Origin of the sequence: Urbifossiella limnaea, assembly GCF_007747215.1 — a bacterium.
Taxonomy (GTDB): domain Bacteria; phylum Planctomycetota; class Planctomycetia; order Gemmatales; family Gemmataceae; genus Urbifossiella; species Urbifossiella limnaea.
In genome coordinates this window covers 5,816,596-5,833,911 of the sequence record NZ_CP036273.1, presented here as the reverse complement: position 1 = coordinate 5,833,911, position 17,316 = coordinate 5,816,596, and the positions used below count along the sequence as shown (strand labels likewise).

General features: G+C 73.0%; 12 protein-coding genes and 1 pseudogene. 5 read left to right on the top strand and 8 right to left on the bottom strand.

Annotation, left to right across the window (positions count from 1 at the left end; genetic code table 11):
• Positions 1-25: 25 nt before the first annotated feature.
• The 3 genes from ETAA1_RS23730 (at position 26) to ETAA1_RS23720 (ending at position 3,831) form a co-directional block, all read left to right on the top strand.
• Complete coding sequence (locus ETAA1_RS23730) at positions 26-1,147, top strand: TolB family protein (protein ID WP_145242949.1); 1,122 nt, start codon at positions 26-28, stop codon at positions 1,145-1,147.
• A 69-nt stretch (positions 1,148-1,216) separates the two neighbouring features.
• Entirely contained in the window at positions 1,217-2,905 is a 1,689-nt protein-coding gene (locus ETAA1_RS23725; RefSeq protein WP_145242947.1) for a cyclase family protein, read from the top strand.
• 11 nt (positions 2,906-2,916) lie between these two features.
• Positions 2,917-3,831, top strand: a complete 915-nt coding sequence (locus tag ETAA1_RS23720; protein WP_145242945.1) for an NAD-dependent epimerase/dehydratase family protein — start codon at positions 2,917-2,919, stop codon at positions 3,829-3,831.
• Between the two features lie 115 nt (positions 3,832-3,946).
• Here the strand turns inward: ETAA1_RS23720 and ETAA1_RS23715 are convergent, their stop codons facing one another.
• The 6 genes and pseudogenes from ETAA1_RS23715 to ETAA1_RS23695 all read right to left on the bottom strand — a co-directional run bounded on the left by ETAA1_RS23715 (position 3,947) and on the right by ETAA1_RS23695 (position 8,342).
• A complete protein-coding gene (locus ETAA1_RS23715; protein WP_145242942.1) occupies positions 3,947-4,747 on the bottom strand; it encodes a formylmethanofuran dehydrogenase subunit C in 801 nt (266 codons plus the stop codon).
• Between the two features lie 14 nt (positions 4,748-4,761).
• Complete coding sequence (locus ETAA1_RS23710; RefSeq protein WP_145242940.1) at positions 4,762-6,402, bottom strand: formylmethanofuran dehydrogenase subunit A; 1,641 nt, start codon at positions 6,400-6,402, stop codon at positions 4,762-4,764.
• 25 nt (positions 6,403-6,427) lie between these two features.
• Positions 6,428-7,399, bottom strand: a pseudogene (locus ETAA1_RS23705) (formylmethanofuran dehydrogenase subunit B); the annotation flags it as partial.
• 12 nt (positions 7,400-7,411) lie between these two features.
• The gene (locus ETAA1_RS23700) at positions 7,412-7,759 is read right to left on the bottom strand and encodes a molybdopterin-binding domain-containing protein (protein WP_145242936.1); all 348 of its coding nucleotides are present in this window, start codon (positions 7,757-7,759) and stop codon (positions 7,412-7,414) included.
• Positions 7,760-7,843: 84 nt separating this feature from the next.
• Positions 7,844-7,993, bottom strand: a complete 150-nt coding sequence (locus ETAA1_RS32340) for a hypothetical protein (RefSeq protein WP_202920364.1) — start codon at positions 7,991-7,993, stop codon at positions 7,844-7,846.
• A gap of 10 nt (positions 7,994-8,003) precedes the next feature.
• Positions 8,004-8,342, bottom strand: coding sequence for a molybdopterin dinucleotide binding domain-containing protein (locus tag ETAA1_RS23695; protein WP_145242934.1), 339 nt, complete (start codon positions 8,340-8,342; stop codon positions 8,004-8,006).
• A 161-nt stretch (positions 8,343-8,503) separates the two neighbouring features.
• On the opposite strand from ETAA1_RS23695, the gene fhcD reads away from it, so the two are divergent.
• Together fhcD and ETAA1_RS23685 are read left to right on the top strand one after the other, a co-directional pair.
• Entirely contained in the window at positions 8,504-9,406 is a 903-nt protein-coding gene (gene fhcD, locus ETAA1_RS23690; protein WP_145242931.1) for a formylmethanofuran--tetrahydromethanopterin N-formyltransferase, read from the top strand.
• The gene (locus ETAA1_RS23685; RefSeq protein ID WP_145242929.1) at positions 9,393-10,823 is read left to right on the top strand and encodes a pyridoxal phosphate-dependent decarboxylase family protein; all 1,431 of its coding nucleotides are present in this window, start codon (positions 9,393-9,395) and stop codon (positions 10,821-10,823) included. The genes fhcD and ETAA1_RS23685 overlap by 14 nt, the downstream gene beginning before the upstream one ends.
• Before the next feature lie 6 nt (positions 10,824-10,829).
• Here ETAA1_RS23685 and ETAA1_RS23680 read toward each other — a convergent pair whose 3' ends face one another.
• Both ETAA1_RS23680 and ETAA1_RS23675 read right to left on the bottom strand, forming a co-directional pair.
• The gene (locus tag ETAA1_RS23680) at positions 10,830-14,996 is read right to left on the bottom strand and encodes a beta strand repeat-containing protein (RefSeq protein ID WP_145242927.1); all 4,167 of its coding nucleotides are present in this window, start codon (positions 14,994-14,996) and stop codon (positions 10,830-10,832) included.
• A 95-nt stretch (positions 14,997-15,091) separates the two neighbouring features.
• Positions 15,092-17,176, bottom strand: a complete 2,085-nt coding sequence (locus ETAA1_RS23675; protein ID WP_145242925.1) for a bifunctional serine/threonine-protein kinase/formylglycine-generating enzyme family protein — start codon at positions 17,174-17,176, stop codon at positions 15,092-15,094.
• Positions 17,177-17,316 lie beyond the last annotated feature (140 nt).

Here is a 17,316-nt window from a genome sequence, read left to right as displayed (position 1 = left end):
GGCTGACACCCCTGGAGGTGCGACCGTGTTCCCCACCCGCCGCCTGCCGTGGCTCGCCGCCGCCCTCCTGCTCGCCGCCCCCGCGCACGCGGCCGGGCCGGGGCTGGTATTCTCCGTCCGCACCTGGGACGGCGAGTACGAGTCCCGCGACGTGCCCGGCGGCGTTGAGGCCACGCCCACGCTCGGCAGCATACACGCCGTTCGCGCCGACGGTACCGGCCTGACGCGCATCGTTGCCCCCGGGCCGGGCGTCGATTACCCGCTCGCCAGCCGCAACGGCCGGTGGGTGTACTACCAGGCCGGGCCGCGCGGCCGGTGCCAGGTGTACCGCTGCCGGTGGGACGGCTCCGGCGCCGCCAGCCTGACCCCGCCCGACGCCCTCACCCGGCAGCTCGGCGACGCCGACCGCTTCGCTGTGAAGGAGGCGTTCGGCTTCGCCTTGTCCGCGGACGACCGGCGGCTCGTGTTCACCGCCCACGACGGCGCTACTGGGCGCGTCGTCGTCGCGGGCGCGGACGGCGGTTCGCCCGCGTTCCTCGCCCCGCACCTCGGCTATACCTACATGGCCGCGCTGAACCCCTCAGGCGACCGCGTCGTCTTCTCCGGCCCGGCCCGCGGCTATCGACTGCAACTCGCGGCGCTCCCCGCCGGCCGGCCGGTCGAACTCACGCCCGAGCACGGCGAGTGCTTTGCCCCACAGTTCACGCCGGACGGCAAAACGGTCGTGTTCGTCCGCCGTGACGGCGACGTGTACCGCGTCGGGGCCGACGGCACGGGGTTGAAGCGGCTGACCGAGGGGAACCGGTACGTCGAGTTTCGCCTGTCGGCGAAGGACCGCCACGGCTCGACCGACGGCCCCGACGTGTCGCCGGACGGCAAGCGCGTCGCGTTCATCGCCCAGGCCGACGGCGTCCCGAACGTGTTCGTCGCGGACCTCGACGGCGGCAACCGCCGGCGGCTGACCACGCGGGCGGCGCCGTGCGGGCGGGTGAAGTGGAGCCCGGACGGGGCGGCGGTTTCGTTCGTGTCGTTCGAGGGGAAGTACCCGCAGTTGTTCGTGGTTCCCGCGGCCGGGGGCGCGGCGCGGCAGCTGACGCGGCTCGACGGCGGAGTGAACTTCGCCCACTGGGTGCCGGAGCTGCCATGACGCGGGGGGCTTGCGGCGGCCCGCGCCGGCGGTCACAATCGGGCCGAAACTCTCCTCCCGGGCCCCGCCATGCGTCGCCGACTCCCCGCGGCCGCCGTCCTCCTCCTGATCGCCGCCCCTGCCGGACCGTCACAACCACCTGCGGCCGCCGACAAGTTCCTGGACCTGTCGCTGCTCGTCGCCGCCGACCACCCCTGCACGTGGCCGACGTTCCCGCCGTTCCAGCTGAACCCGCACCTCCGAATCGGCCCGCGCAGCGCCTACAACTGCGACATCCTCATCATGGACGGCAACACCGGCACGCAGCTCGACGTGCCGACGCACTCCGTCACCCGGCCGGATTCGGGCTTCCCGAATGCCGGCAAGTACGGCGCCGTCACCACCGACAAGGTGCCGGCCTGGCAGTTCGGCGGCGAGGCGTGCGTGATCGACTGCGCCGAGCTGCTCGACAGCGCCCCCGCCGGCCGCAGCGACCTCATCACCAAGTCGCACGTCGCCCGGTGGGAGAAGGAGCACCGGCCGCTCGGCTCCGGCGACGTGGTGCTGTTCCGCAGCGGGTACAGCGACAAGTACTACAAGGCACTGCCGGCGGGGCGGCGGTTCGGCGCCGACCCCGTGGCCGGCAAGGCGCCGGGGTGGCCGGGGCCAGACCCGGCCTGCGTCGAGTACCTGGCGAGCCGCGGCGTGATGACCCTCGGCATCGACAGCACCAGCATGGGGCCGCTCGGCGACCTCGCCGAGCCGACGCACTTCGCCGGCCTGAAGCACGGCATGATCTGGACCGAGAGCGCGACCGGCCTCGGGGCGTTGCCGGCGACCGGCGCGTTCTACTGCGCGATGGGGCCGAAGCACCTCGGCGACCCGTACTCGGAGGCGCGGGCGTTCGCCGTCGTCGGCCCGCTCGCGGGCAAGTTGATCGCGGCGGCGCGGAAGAAGAACGCGGTCGATCTGTCGGTGGGGTTGGCCGACGACCTGCCGGCGACGTGGCCGGGGGCCGGCGTCGGCGACCACCGGCAGGCGTACCAGACGATCACGTTCGGGAAGAACCCGAACACTCGGACGCCGTTCCCGATGCACATGCTCGACAGCCACGCCGGCACGCACCTGGTGCCGCCGGCCTACGCCCTGCCGCCCGGCCCGTTCGACCCCCAGGGGTACGCCGCGGACGTGCGGCAGTGGCTCGCCGAGTACGAGAAGCGGTACGGCCCGCGCGGCACCAGCGACGTGACGGCCGAAAAGGTGCCGATCGGTCAGACGTGTGGCCGCGCCCGGGTCGTGGACGTGCGGCCGCTGCTGGGGACGATTCCGCGCGACCGCTGGCCGGCGTCGCCGGAGGTGACGGTGGCGCACCTCCAGGCGTTCGAGAAGGGCAACGGCCCGTTCGCGGCCGGCGACGTGGTGATCCTGAGGTCGGACTGGTCGGACCGGTTCTACCACCCGCTGCCGAAGGGCGAGGCGTGCCTGGCCGACCCGCTGAAGGGGAAGGCCGAGGGGTGGCCGGCGCCGGGGCCGGAGGCGGTGGCGTACCTGGCGGCGAAGGGCGTGCGCTGCGTGGCGACGGACGCCCCCACGCTCGGCGGCGTGGACCCGAAGCACGCCCTGTGGACGTACTGGGCGCTGGGCAGCCGCGGGATGGCGGGCGTGGAGTTCCTGACGAACTTGGGGGCGCTGCCGGCGGGGTCGTACTTCCTGTTCGCGGCGGGGAAGATTCGCGGCTGCCACGGCGGGCCGGGCCGCGCGATCGCGCTCCACGACTGACAAGGACGACGATGCGCGACGTAGTGCTGGTCACCGGCGGGGCCGGGTTCGTCGGCACGTGGGTGCTGCGCGAGTTGCTCGCGCGCGGTGTCAGCGCCGTGGCGCTCGACGTCGCCGCGAACCCCGACCGGTGGCGGCGCGTCCTCGGCCCGCGCGCCGCCGACGTGCCGTTCGTCGCCGCCAGCCTCCTCGACCACGACGCCCTCCGCCGCACCTGCGACGAGCACCGCGTCACGCACTTCGTCCACCTCGCGGCCGTGCTCACGCCGGCGTGCCAGGCCGACCCGTGCGCCGGCGCCGCGGTAAACGTCCTCGGCGGCGTAACGCTGTTCGAGGAGGCGCGGCGGGTGAACGCCCGCGGCCTGTCTTACGCCAGCAGCCTGGCCGTGTTCGGGCCGCAGCCCGACGACCCGCCGCCGTTCTTGTACGGGGCGTTCAAGAAGGCGCTGGAGCAGGTCGCCGAGCAGTACTGGCGGCACTTCGGCGTCCGCTCCCTCGGCGTGAGGCCGCACGTCGTGTACGGCCCGGAGCGCGACGGCGGGCTCACCGCCGGCCCGTCGCTCGCGGCCCGTGCGGCGGCCCGCGGCGAGCCGTTCGCCGTCGGCTACACCGGCACCGCCGGTTACGACTACGTCGAGGACGTGGCCCGCGCGTTCGTCCGCGCCGCACTGGAGACGCCGCCCGGCGCCGCCGTCGTGGACCTGCTGAGTGAGCCGGCCACGACAGAGGAACTGCTCGCCCTCGTCCGTGCGGAGGTGCCCGGGGCCGCGCTGTCCGCCGCGGGGCCGGTGCTGCCGGTGAACCGCCCGCCGCACCCGTCGCCGATCGAGGCTGTGTTCGCCGACTGGCAGGCGACGCCGCTCGCGGAAGGCGTTCGGCGCACGGTCGCGTTTTACCGGGCGCGAGGCGTCGGGCCGCCCGACTGAAGAACTTCGGCTGTAGGACTATTTGCGGTGTACCAATCGACGGCGGCGCTCTGAAGGGGAAATGCGCCGCCGGCCGAGTCACGCGTGAGTCGGGTGATGAGGCGTGGCGGCTCCGTCAGCCGCCGTGCCACACGAGGAGTTCGCCCTTGCCGGGGACCGCGGCGTCGCCGGCGAACCGGCGGTAGGTGCCGTCGGCGGGGAGCTCGACGCCCAGGGCCGCGAGGTGCTTCGCGTACAGAGGCAGGAACGACGGGCGGTACTCGCAGGCGAACGCGAACGTCGGCAGCAGCCGCAGCGGCTTCAGGCTGATGATGGTGCCGCGCTGCATCCACGCCCCGGTCCGCAGCTCGGCGCCGCTCATCAGCACGATGGTGCCGCCCTTCATCTGAAGGCCGGCGAAGTCGCGGACCGGGCCGCGGACGGCGATGAGCCCGCGCTTCATCCGCATCCCGAGCTCGATCCCGGCCGCGCCGTCGACGACGATGCTGCCGCCGCTCATGCCGGACATGCTGCCGCGGTACGCCGAGCCGAGCTGGCCGCCGGCGTTGCCGCGGACGCGGATGGTGCCGCCGGCCATCTCGCCGCCGACCCAGTCGGAGGCGTTGCCCGTTACCTCGATGCTGCCGCCGGTCATATAGGCACCGAGGTGCATCCCGGCGTTGCCGAGAATACGGACGCGGCCGCGGGTCATCGCGCGGCCGACCCACTTCACGCGGCCGAGGTCGCCGCGCAGCTCGACATCGTCCGAGCCGACGCCGTCCACGTCGAACACGTCGTCGAGCCGCAGTTGGCGCTTGCCGCGCATCACCGGCAGCGCCCGGACTTCGGCGTGCGTCAGCGGCGCGAGCACGTCCGGCGAGAGGCACTCGGCCTCCAGCGGCACCACCGTCGGCTCTCTGAGAGTAAGCGTGAGCATAGGGCGGTGCTTGCCTACGACGAGGATGTGGGCTCAACGACTTCGAGCCCGTGGACGCGCCCCGCGGCCACCGGGTAGTTCTCGAACGACATCGTGTAGTGCTGCTGGAACAGCGGGCGGAGGTAGTCCTCGACCGCCTCATCGTACTGCGGCTTCACCGCGAACTGCCGGCCCTCCGGCGACGCCCGCAGTTCGCCTTCCTCGACGACCAGGATGCCGCCCTTGATGACGTAGCGCGGGTGGGCGAACATCGCCGCCACGTCCGTGTTGTGGTTGTAGATCGCCACGTCGGCGTCCGCCCCGACGCCGAGGTGACCCTTCTGCGGTAGCCCCAGAGTGCGCGCGGGACCGGCCGACGTGATGATGGCGATCTCGTTCAGCGTGTACTCACGCGTCAGGTCCGGCAGCACCATCCGGCTGCGGGCCACCTCGGGGAACTTCGCCAACTGCTCCTTGCGGAAGTCGGCGTTCATCAGGAGTTGCACGATCTCGGGGTAGCGCCAGAACGTCGCGCCGTTGGGGTGGTCGGTGGTCAGGGCGATGCGCCACGGGTCGTCGATGAGCAGCAGGAGTTCCAGCCCCACGGCCCACTGGATCGCGTTGACGAGGTTCTTCTCCTTGTAGACGTACGGCACGACGCCGCAGCCGGTCTCGTTCTCGACGTCCAGGTTCGCCCACTTGCGGCCGGTGAGCTGGTAGAGCAGGTGCTGCCACGGGCCGTCGGCGGTGACGGTGACGGTGGTGCCGAACAGGACCGCCCCGGCGTCGGTGGTGAGGTTCTTGTTCGCGTTGAAGTGCTCGGCAACCTCGGCCGCGGCGGAGCGCATGGAGTGCCAGTCGTCGCCGCCGTAGGCGTGGTACTGGAGGTGCGCCAGGTGCGTCCGGCGGCCCTCCAGCACCTTCATCGTCTCGACGGTGGTGCTGGCGTTGCCGGGGGCGCCGAGGTTGTTGCAGTGGAGGTGGACCGGGTGCGGCAGGTTCAGCTCGTCGGCGATGCGGGCGAGGGCTGCGACGATCTTCGCCGGCGTCACTTTCTTGTAGCCGGGGACCACGTCCGACAGGCCCTTGCAGTCTTTGCCCCACTTCCAGCCGGCGACGCCACCGGGGTTCACGGCCTTGATGCCGTAGGCCTTCGCCGCCCAGACTTGCCACGCCGCCACCTGCTTGGCCCGCTCGAACTCGTCGTTCTCCAGCAGGTCGAGGATGATCTCGTTGTTCGCCATCAGCACGCAGCAGGTCTTGTCGATGATGGGCGTGTCGCGGAGTTCCTCGTGGGTGTGCTTGGCCGAGAGGATCGGAACCGCGGCCTCGTTGGCGGTGGTCCAGCCCATGCCGGCGTAGACGTAGCCGGTGGCGAAGGTGGTGGGCGTGGTGCCGATGATGCCGCCGCGGGTGTGCGGGCTGTGGAAGATCGGCGTGGCCTTGCGGTGCTGCTCGGGGATGAGCCCGCGGGCGAAGTTGAGCGCCGCCCCGCCGATGTGGGTGTGGACGTCCACCCCGCCGGGGAAGACGATCATGCCGGTGGCGTCGATGGTGCGCCCGGTCTGCGCGGAGTCGTCGGCGACGACCTTGCCGCCCGCAATGCAGACGTCGCGCAGCTCGCCGTTGACGCCGTTGGCGGGGTCGTACACCGTGCCGCCGCGAATCCGAAGCATGGGCTTGTTCACCGGTGGGCAACGATCACGTCGTCTGCGGCGCGGTGGTCGGCACCGGGTACCACGGCTTCTTCCGCTCCACCGCGGCGATGATCCGCTTCACCACCTCCTCGTCGGTCGGGTACGGCGACGTCAGCGGCGGGCGGAGCGGCAGCGGGATCTCGTCCATCCGGTAGACCGTGCCGCCGGCGCTGATGCCGGTCGCGGCCGTCGTGATGTGGACGCGCGACAGCCGGCTCGTGTGCGTCACCTTCGGGTCCAGCACGATCGTCGGCGTCCGCTTCAGGTGCTCGATCGCCGGCTTCGGCATCGTCGCCCCGGGGTCGGCGCCCAGCACGAGCGTCGCGTCCACGTCGCCGCGGACGAGCAGGTCGATGGTCGAGTACTCGCCGGGGTTGAACCGCGGGTAGCCGCGGGTCAGGCTGATGCCGAACGGGTACGCCGTCGTGTACCGCAGCACCACGTCCGCCCCGGTCACGTTGCCGTGCCCGCGCATCGGCATCGCCACGAACTTCGTGAACGCGTTCAGCTCCGCCGCCAGCGTCAGCGCCGCGGCGCTGTTCATGTGCTTGCCGCGGGTCATCGACAGGCCCATGCCGAAGAACAGCACGCCGAACTTCGCCGCCTTCATGCGGTCGACGAGGTCCTGAAGCTGCTCCAGTGTCAGCCCGGTTTCGGCGACCGCCGCCGCGTCCACCCGCTGGCCCTTCACCAGCGCCCGCAGGATGGTCAGCACCTCGAAGTCCTTGCCCGGCCGCACCTGGAGGAAGATGTCGGCGGCCTTGGCGCTCATCGTCTCGCGGATGTCTACGAGCACCATCGTGCGGTCCTTGCGGCCGCGCGGCAGGAACTTCCCCTTCGGCGTGAGGGTGTAGCGCGTGAAGTGCCGCGGGTGGCACTCGGCCGGGTTGCCGCCCCAGTAGATGATGAAGTCGGCCCGGTTTTTGACTTCGCCCAGCGTGCAGGTCACCTTTCCGCCCAACTGGGCGGCCACCTCTGTGGGACCGTGTCAGAGCGAGGTGTGGCTGTCGATGACCGCGCCGACGAGCCCGGCGAGCCGGACCGCCTCGCGGGTGGTCTCGCAGGTGACGTTGGAGAGGCCGTAGACCAGCGGCATGTCGGCGGCGTGGAGGAACTCGGCCGCGGCCTCCACCGCCTCGTTCACGGTCGCCTCGCGGCCGTCGATGAGGGCGTCGGGGTAGTGGCGCTCGGCGGTGTGGTTCTTGAACCACGCCTCGCCGAGGATGCAGGCCCGCTTGGTCTCGACGATCCGCTCGGCGTCGGCGTGCAGCTCAATGTCGTCGCACACGCACCCGCAGAAGGTGCAGACCGCGTTCTTCGTCACCGTCAGTTCCATCTCGTCACCCGGGAGAGGGCCGGCGCGCGGCGGGGGCTACTACTTTTGCGAGCCGTCCGGACCGGACGGCGGGACGACGAAGCTTCACCCCAGCACCTGCCCGCGGCAACTGCCGCGGACGCGCCGCGGCATGAACCGCCCCGGCTCGATCTGCTCCCACGCCGCGACCTCGGGCTCGGCGGGTCGATTCACGGCCTGCTCTTGCACGTCGGCGAGTTCGGTGTCGTCGTTCATCGCGTCGGCCTCAAGTACCAGACTCCACGACTTCCACGTCCACGTCCCAGCCCTTCGAGGTAGGCATGCCGGTGCCGTCGGTGTCGCCGCCCATCAGCAGGCAGGTCGGCGGGCCGTAGGGGACGAACAGCAGCCCGCGGGGCACGTTCCCGTCCTTGCACTGGAACGTCGTCTCGCCGTTCTCGGTCCGCACGCGGACGGTCGCCCCGGCCACCGCGCCCAGCTCCTTCATGTCCTCGGGGTGCATCGTCAGCGTGTTCACGATCGCGTCGTAGGCGGCCCCGTCCTTGCCGACGTTGATCTGCACGCCCTGCTTGTTGCTGCGGATCGGGGTCAGGACGAACCGCACGATTGCCTCAAAGTAGTAGGCACACTCCGTGTGCCGTCGCGCGTGACAAGCAGCCGGCACACGGAGTGTGCCTACTACTTTGGAATCGCCAGCATAAGCGGTTGCGGCCGGGGAGGCAAAGGAATACACGATTCCCTACCTCCCTCCGGAGCGCTCTGCCCGTGCTCACCGTCAACGGCGTCGAGATCGAAGACACGTTCGCCGAGGCGTTCCCCATGACCGCCGCGCGGGTCGTGGTCACCGCCGCGACGGCGGCGTGGGCGCGGACCGCCGGGCAGGCCGCCACCGGGTACGCCGCCAGCGTCATCGGCTGCGACGCCGAGGCGGCCATCGAGCGCGAGCTGTCGGCGGACGAGACGCCCGACGGCCGGCCCGGCGTGGCGCTGCTGTTCTTCGGCTTCAGCCGCGACGCGCTGCAGAAGGCCGTGGTCAACCGCGTGGCCCAGTGCGTGCTGACGTGCGCCACCACCGCCTGTTTCAACGGCCTGGCCGGCGACGCCGGCCGGTCGATCAAGGTCGGCGGGGCGCTGCGGTACTTCGGGGACGGCTGGCAGATCAGCAAGCTGCTCGACGGCAAGCGCTACTGGCGGATGCCGACGATGGACGGCGAGTTCCTCTGCGAAGAATCCTTCGGCACGGTGAAGGGCGTCGGCGGCGGCAACTTCCTGATTCTGGGCTATTCGCAGGCGGTGGCGCTGGCGGCGGCCGAGGCGGCGGTCGCGGCGGTGCGGGCGGTGCCGGGCGTCATCCTGCCGTTCCCCGGCGGCGTGGTCCGCAGCGGCAGCAAGGTGGGGAGCAAGTACAAGGCGCTGAAGGCGAGCACGAACGACGCCTACTGCCCCACGCTCCGCGGCTCGGTGGCGTCGGCGCTGCCCGAGGGCGTGAACGCCGTCTACGAACTCGTCTTCGACGGGCTCGACCTGCCGACGGTGGAGGCGGCGACCCGCGCCGGCGTTCGGGCCGCGTGCCTGCCGGGGGTGGTGCGCATCACCGCCGGCAACTACGGCGGCAAGCTCGGCCCGCACCACATTCACCTGCACCGGCTGTTCGATGACACCCGATGAGTTCCGCGCCCACGGCCACCGGCTGATCGACTGGCTCGCCGACTACCGTGCCGGCGTCGCAGCCCGGCCCGTGATCTCGCAGACCGAACCCGGGCAGGTGAAGGCCGCGCTGCCGGCGGAGCCCCCCGCCGAGCCGGAGCCGTTCGACGCCGTCCTCGCCGACCTCGACCGCGTCGTGATGCCCGGCGTCACGCACTGGCAGCACCCGCGCTTCTTCGGCTACTTCCCGTCTAACGCCGCGCTCGCCAGCGTGCTCGGCGATCTCGTCAGCACTGGCCTCGGCGTCATCGGGCTGAACTGGCAGGCCAGCCCCGCGCTCACCGAACTCGAAGAAGTCGTGTGTGGCTGGATGCGGCAGGCGCTCGGTATGTCGCCGGCGTGGAGCGGCGTCATCCAGGACACCGCCTCGACCGGCAGCCTGCTGGCCCTGCTGTGCGCCCGCGAGCGAACCACGAACTTTTCCCTCGCCCGCGGCGGCTTGCAGGCCGAACCCAAACCGCTCACCGTGTACGTCTCGGCCCAGAGTCACAGCTCGGTGGAGAAGGCGGCGCTGCTGGCGGGGTTCGGCCGTGAGAACGTCCGCGCCGTGCCGCACGACGACGCATTCGCCCTGCGCCCCGACGCCCTCGCCGCGATGGTGGCCGCCGACGCCGCGGCCGGGAAGCGGCCGTGCGCCGTGGTCGCCACGACGGGAACGACCGCGTCCACGGCACTCGACCCGATCGCTGGCATTGCCGAGGTCGCGGCCCGGCACCAGCTCTGGCTCCACGTCGACGCCGCGATGGCCGGCTCGGCGATGATCCTGCCCGAGTGCCGCTGGATGTGGGACGGCATCGAGCGCGCCGACACGCTGCTGCTGAACCCGCACAAGTGGCTCGGCGCCGTCTTCGACTGCTCGCTGTTCTACACCCGCGACCCGGACCACCTCATCCGCGTCATGTCCACTAACCCCAGCTACCTCCGCACGGCCGCCGACGGGCGGGTGACGAACTACCGCGACTGGGGCGTCCCCCTGGGCCGTCGCTTCCGGGCGCTGAAGCTGTGGTTCCTCCTCCGTTCGGAAGGGTTGAGCGGCTTGCAGGCGCGGCTGCGGCGCGACCTGGACAACGCGCGGTGGCTCGCGGACCAGGTGCGAGTAACGCCGCACTGGCGCGTGGCCGCGCCGGTGCCGCTGCAAACGGTGTGCGTGGTCCACGAGCCGCCGGGCGTCACCGGCGAGGCGCTCGACGCCCACACCCGCGCCTGGGCCGAGCGCGTCAACCGCTCGGGCCGGGCGTACCTCACGCCGGCGACGCTCGGCGGCCGCTGGGTGGTGCGCGTGTCCGTCGGCGCGGAGCAGACCACCCGCGCGGACGTGGAAGCGCTGTGGGCACTCGTGCGGAGCGCGGCGGCGGGCGACGCCCCCGGGCTCGCGTAGCCCTTGTCAACCGACGGCCACGCCGCCCGTGAACGCCGGGTCGAAGGCGAAGAAGCTGTTGCGGACCCTGCTGGTTGCTCCGTCGATGGCGACGTCGATGAACTGCACGTGCGGCCCGGCCTTCGTCCCCGGGGCGGCCCCGACCAGGACGGCGATGATGCCGTCGTCCAGCCGGATCGCCGCCACGCTCGTTCGCACGCCGCCGGCGAACGACGCGAAGTTGTCCTGCTCGATGTACGGCAGCAGCGGGGCCACCGACCCGAACACCTTCACCCGCCCGGCCAGCCCGGCAACGACCTCGGCGCGCGTGTCGCCGGCCAGGTTCGCCACGCCGACGAACACGCCATCGCGGCTCGTCGGGTCGTCGGCGAAGAAGCTCTGGAGCAGAGACAGGTCGCGGCCGCTGAACACCTTGATGTGCGGCGCCCCGCCCGGGCCGGCGCCGGTGACGATGTCCGCCCGGCCGTCGCCGTCCACGTCCCCGGCCCGGACCGTCAACCCGCCGCGGAGCGAGTCATCGAACGCGAAGAAGCTAAAGACCTCGAGAAGCGTCTGCCCGTCGAACACCTTCACGTGCGGCGACCCGCCGGTGCCGACGCCCGTCACCACGTCGGCGAGGCCGTCGCCGGTCACGTCACCGAGGCCGACGAACACCCCGCCGGCGAAGCCCGCCGCGTACGCGAAGAAGCTGCGGAGCTCGGCCCCGGTCGCGCCGTCGAACAGCTTCACGTGCGGGCCGCCGCCTGCCCCGGCGCCGACCGCCACGTCGTCGATCCCGTCGCCGGTCACGTCCCCGGTGGCAACCGTCGCCCCGCCGGCGAAGTCGCCGAACGGGGCGAGCGTGAACAGCTCCGCGCCGTCCGGCGCGAACACCTTCACCCGCACCGGCGTGCCCGGCCCGGTGGCGACGGCGAAGCGGTCGCCGTTCGGCTTGACCGTCAGGGTGAACGCCTGCGTCGCGTCGGGGCTGGCGCCGTTGGCGGCCGTGATCGTCACCGCGAAGGTGCCGGCTTCCGTCGGCGTGCCGCTCAGCACGCCGGCCGCGCTCAGCGTCACGCCGGCCGGCAGCGCCCCGGCGCTGACCGTGAACGTCGCGGCGGGCGCGCCGGCGGCGGTAACGAGGAACGCACCCGCCGCGCCTTCCGTGAACGTCGTCGCCGCGGCGCTCGTGACGAGCGGGTTAACGGCCTCGACGGCGGCGAACCCGACCGGGCCGCGGTCGCCGAACGTGAAGGCCCCGGACACGCCGGTCGCGCCGGTCGCCGTGGTCAGGCTCGGCGTCGTCGAACCAGCGGTCGGCACGGAGAGCGTGTCGGCCGCGGCGCCGCCGTCCATCTGCGTCACGCTCCCGACTCCGCTCCCGTTGACGGTGAACGTGTCGGTCCCGCCGCCGCCGTTGACGGCGGTGTTGCTCGCCGCCCCGGTCGTGGTGACGGTGATCGTGTCGGCTGCGGTGTCGCCGTTCACGGTGGTCGTGGTCGACGGGCCGGTCGCGGACACGGTCACGGTGTTCTTCCCGCTCGCGGCGTTCAGTACGACCGTCTCGACCGCGGCGAACGTGACATCGGGGATGCCGGGGCGTGTGAGCGCGCCCGCAGCAAGCGCGTAGGTGTTGTTCGACGCGTCGCCGACGTCGTTGAACGTGAGCGTGTCGCCGACCGGCAGCGTGTTCGTGACCCCGCCGGCGGTGAGGCTCGTGGTCGGCGCGGCGGCGTGGCCGCCGCCGTCCACCACGATCGCGCCGCTGATGTTGTCGAGCGAGCCGCCGGGCGCGACGATGTTGACCGCGTCGTTCTCCGCCCCGCCGTTCAGCACGGCGACGCTCGCCGTACCGCTCCCGGAGACCGTGAACGTGTCCGCCCCGGCGTCGCCGTCGAGCCGGGCGTTCGCCCCGGCCCCGACGTTGAGCGTGAACGTGTCGTCCCCCCCGCCGCCGCTGACGACCGTGTTCGCCAGGGCCAGCGCGTCCACCGTGAACGTGTCGCCGCCCGTGCCTGCGTTCAGTCGGATCGTCTCGACCCGGGCGAACCGGGCGGGGGTCTGCCCGTTGCGGATCAGGTCGGTGACCGTCAGGGTGTAGGTGTTGGCCGTGGGGTCGCCGGCGTCGTCGAGGACGATCGTGTCGCCGGTCGGCAGCGTGTTCGGCCCGGCACTGCCGGTCTGGGTGGTGGTCGGGGCGGCGTCGTTCCCGCCGCCGTCCACGTTCACCGCGCCGAGGATCGCGTCGAGCGACGGGCCGCCGACGGTGAACGTGTCGTTCCCGGCCCCGCCGCGTGCGGTGACGGTGATGCCGGCGGGCGCGGCGGGCGCGGCAAAGGTGTCGGCCCCGGCGAAGCCGTTCAGCTGGACGGCGGCCAGGTCGGCGACGCCGGCGAGGGCGTTCACGGCGAACGAGTCGTCGCCGCCGACGCCGTTCACGACCAGCGTCTCGACGGTCCCGATGTCGAGCGAGAACGGGCCGGCCGAGGTGCGGTCGAAGTCGATCCGGGTGCCGTTCGCCCCGACCGTGAACACGTCGTTGCCGGTCACGTTCCCGTTCACCGCCACGGTGTCGGTCCCGGCCCCGCCGTCCATCACGTCCGAGCCGTCGCCGTTGCTCCAGACCATCACGTCGTCGTCCGCCCCGCCGAGGAACGTGTCCCCAGCTCCCGCTCCCGGTCCGCCGACGAGCACATCGTTCCCACCCAGCCCGGACAAGACGTTCGGCACGAAGCTGCCGACGAGGCTGTCGGCGGCCGACCCGCCGGTCACGTTCTCGACGCCGGTGATCCCGCCGGTCCCGGTCGCGGTGCCGGCGGCGAGGTTGAGGTTCCCGGTGGTGAACACCTGCCCGCGGATCAGCGAACCCGCGGCGGCGGTACCTACGCGCAGGTACGTCTGCCCGCCGAGGAACGCCGCTTCATTCGCCGCACCGAGCGCCACGCCGGTGAGCGTGAGTGTGAACCCGGTCCCGGCCGGGACGAGGGCGCCGAGCGCCAGGAGGTCGATCAGTTGTGGGCCGTTCACGCCGACGCCGCCGCTGTGCAAGCTGAGCCCGGTCACGGTCGCCGGGTTGAGGTCGGTCACGGTCAGGGTGAGGTCGAACGTCTTGCTGGTCGCGTTGTAGTTCGAGACCGCCGCCGTGCCGGCCGCGGGCGTGGTCTGGGCCGGGTTCGCCTGGTTGCCGTCCAGCGCGGCGGCGAGGCCGGACGACCCGAACCCGAGGTTCACGACGACCGGGGTGGTGAACGCCGAGTAGTCGAGCGCGTCCACGCCCGCCCCGGCGTCGAGCGTCCCGCCGTTCAGTGTCGCGCCGGCCGCCATGACGACCGTGTCGGCCCCGCCGCCGGTGTTCAGGCTGATCGAAACTCCCGTCCCGCTCGTGGTGACGGTCGCGTCGTTCGCCCCGTCCTCCCGGCGGACGCCGCCCGCGGTGACGGTGTACGTGTCGCCGTCGGCGTCGCCGGCGTCGTTCACCACCACGGCCGTGGTTCCGCCGATCCCGGTCACGGTGATCGGCTGCCCGGCGAACCCGTCCAGGCTGCCGGCGGCCGACCCGACGGTGACTGTGTCGCTCCCGCCGTCGTTGACGACGGCCCGCGGCTCGACCCCGATGCCGATCCCGAGCACGCTGGTCAGGTTGACCGTGTCGTTGCCGGTGCCGGTGTTGAGGGTGATCCCGTCGCCGAACGCCTGGCCGGCGAACGAGACGCCGACGCCGACGGTGGTGACGCCGTTGCTCGCGAAGGTGAACGTCCGGCCGGTGGTGGCGCTTGAGTCGTCCACGAGTACGGCCTGCCCGGCGGCGCCAGCCGTCACGATGAACACCGCGAGCAACTGGCTGGCGGCGGCGGTCTGACCGCCGACCGAGCCGCCGACCCGGACCTCGTCCAGGCTGCTCCCCCCGGTGGTGACGCGCACCTCACTGGCGGCCGACGCGGCGAGGACCTGGTCGCCGGCGACCGTCGAGTCGAAGTCCTGGGCGCTGTTGAACCCGGTGTCGCCGGCGACGAACCGGTTGTGGATCAGGTTCCCGGTCCCGGCGTCACGGCTGAAGGTGAGGATGTCGCCGGTGCCGCCCGTACTACTGCCAGTCCACGTCGAGGTGAACCCGCTGAAGGTCGCGGTGTACGCCGGGGTAACGCGGTCTTCGAGGGGCTCGACCCGGAGGGTCGTGCGGGCCGTGCGTGCCATTGGGGGCTCCGGTGCGGGGAGGGTGTCACCCACCCAGAACGCGGCCCGGCCCGGGAGTCTGACACGAAACTCGCCGGAACCCGAAACGCCCCCGGTCAGGGCGCTTCGCACACGACCCGGAACCCGATCGAACTCCGCCCGGCCTGCGGCAGGAACGCGGCCCGGGCGCCGTAGTGCGACCGCAGGCCGGCGTAGGAGTCGCCGCACGTCAGGCGGATGCCGGCGACGTGGGGTGTGGCGTTCTCGAAGTCCGACGTGCGGCCGGTGGGGACGACCCCGAACCAGTCGCGGCACCACTCCTCGACCCGCCCGCCGGTGCAGACGCCCCACGAGTTCATCCGCCCCGCGGACGCCGCAGACGGCCGCATCGGGCGGGCGGCGATCTGAGGCTGCGGGAACCGGCCGGGGGCGAGTGGCAACCGGTCCGGCAACTCGTCGCCGGCGTCCCCGGCCCGAACGGCCCACGTCCACTCGGCCTCGGTCGGCAGCCGGTACGGGCGCCCGTCGGCGGCCGACAGCCAGCGGCAGAAGGCGGCCGCGTCGTCCCAACTCACCTGCGTCGCCGGGTCGTCGTCGGCCGGGTCGGCGTACCCCGGCGCCCGCCAGCTGTACGCCGGGTTGCGGAGCGACCGGGTGCCGCCGCTCCGGCCGCCGGCGTCCGCCACGAACACGACGTACTCGCCGTTCCGCCGCAGTTCCACGTCGGTGACGTGGCCGGTCGCCGCGACGAACGCCGCGAACTGCCCGCGGGTCACGGCGGTCGTGCCGATCCGGTACGGGCGGGTGACGACGACCCGGGCGTTCGGCGCGAGGTCGAGTTCGCCCGGCGGCACCAGCGCGAAGTCGAGCCCGGCCGGGTGCGTGCGGAACGGCGGCGCGCCCAGGAACTCGGCCCAGTCGAGTTGCAGCGCCCCGGCGGCGTGCGGTGACATCGGCAGCGCCCCCGGTGGCGGTGCGACCCGTGGAGCGGCGACGGCAAGGCCGACCGGAGCGGGCGCGGCCGCGACCGGCGGCGGTGCGGCCGGCGCCGGCGCGGGCACCGGCGGCGGTCGCAGCGCGACCACCAGCGCGCCGACCACACACGCGAGTGCGCCGGCGGCGAGCGGCACCTTCGCCCGCGACCGAGGCGGCCCGCAGTACGGCGCCAGCGCCGCGGACAGGGCCGCCATGTCGGGGAAGCGCTCGGCCGGGTCGGGGGCGAGGAGCTTCCTCCAGAGCGCGGGCGGCAGGCCGCCCGGGAGCGTGCCCGGCGCCGCGAACCCGCCGCCGGGCGGCTCGCCTGCAAGGAGAAACCACAGCGTCGCGCCCAGGCCGTACACGTCGGCGCGGGCGTCCACGGTGTGGGCGTTCCGCCGCTGCTCCGGCGCCATGTACCCGACCGTGCCGACGACGCGGCTCGCCGAAGTGAGGTCCGACCCGCCGGACTCGGAACTCAGCCCCGCGGCGGCGTCGGCCGGCGGGTCGGCGAGCGGGAGCGCGAGGCCGAGGTCGAGCACCTTCACCACGCCGCCGGCCGCGCGGATCAGGTTCGACGGCTTCACGTCGCGGTGGACCAGCCCACACCCGTGGGCGTAGCCGAGCCCGGCGGCGGCCTGGCGGACCAGGGCGCACGCCTCCACCACCGGCCGCGGGCCGTCCCGCCTCACGAGCGCGGACAGCGTCAGCCCTTCGACGAACTCCATGACCAGGAACGGCACCCCGTCGGCGTCGCCGGCGTCGGTCGCCTGGACGACGTGCGGGTGGGCCAGCCGGCCGACGGCCTTCATCTCGCGGGCGAACCGGGCGGCCGCGTCCGGGTCGCCCAGCCGCCGCCCGGTCAGCACCTTCACCGCCACCACCTTGTCGAGCCGGGCGTGGACGGCGCGGAACACCGTTCCCATGCCGCCGCGGCCGACCACCTCGACGAGTTGGTAGTCGCGGAGCGCGTCGCCGGGCGCCGGGAGGCGTGGCCCCGTCGGGTTCAGGCCCGCCGCGCGGGCGACCGCCCGCCGGTAGGCGCTGTGGTCCGGTTCGGGGTCGGACGCCTCCGCCAGCGGGCCGACCGCCACGGCCAGCCGGGCGAGCCGGTCCACGCACGCGAGGCAGACCCCGAGGTGGGCGGCGATGGCGTCGAGTTCGGCCTCGGGCACGCCGCCGCGGTCGAAGGCGCGGAGGCGGTCGTCGGGCGGGCAGGGGGTCATGGCGGGGCCGCGGGCCGGGGCGGGGCGTCACCCGGGTACAACGCCGGGGTCTGACACGAATCGTCGCCGCAGGTCCGGGCGGACGCAACCCCGCGGGCCGTGCCGGGCTGGAACGACCGGCCGCGGCGGGGTATTGTGCG

Bases quoted from the DNA above. Each gene is read 5' to 3' on its own strand.
- ETAA1_RS23720 (WP_145242945.1), top strand. From the start codon at position 2,917: ATGCGCGACGTAGTGCTGGTCACCGGCGGGGCCGGGTTCGTCGGCACG.
- ETAA1_RS23675 (WP_145242925.1), bottom strand. From the start codon at position 17,176: ATGACCCCCTGCCCGCCCGACGACCGCCTCCGCGCCTTCGACCGCGGC.
- ETAA1_RS23685 (WP_145242929.1), top strand. From the start codon at position 9,393: ATGACACCCGATGAGTTCCGCGCCCACGGCCACCGGCTGATCGACTGG.
- ETAA1_RS32340 (WP_202920364.1), bottom strand. From the start codon at position 7,993: ATGAACGACGACACCGAACTCGCCGACGTGCAAGAGCAGGCCGTGAAT.
- ETAA1_RS23725 (WP_145242947.1), top strand. From the start codon at position 1,217: ATGCGTCGCCGACTCCCCGCGGCCGCCGTCCTCCTCCTGATCGCCGCC.
- ETAA1_RS23715 (WP_145242942.1), bottom strand. From the start codon at position 4,747: ATGCTCACGCTTACTCTCAGAGAGCCGACGGTGGTGCCGCTGGAGGCC.
- ETAA1_RS23680 (WP_145242927.1), bottom strand. From the start codon at position 14,996: ATGGCACGCACGGCCCGCACGACCCTCCGGGTCGAGCCCCTCGAAGAC.
- ETAA1_RS23700 (WP_145242936.1), bottom strand. From the start codon at position 7,759: ATGGAACTGACGGTGACGAAGAACGCGGTCTGCACCTTCTGCGGGTGC.
- ETAA1_RS23710 (WP_145242940.1), bottom strand. From the start codon at position 6,402: ATGCTTCGGATTCGCGGCGGCACGGTGTACGACCCCGCCAACGGCGTC.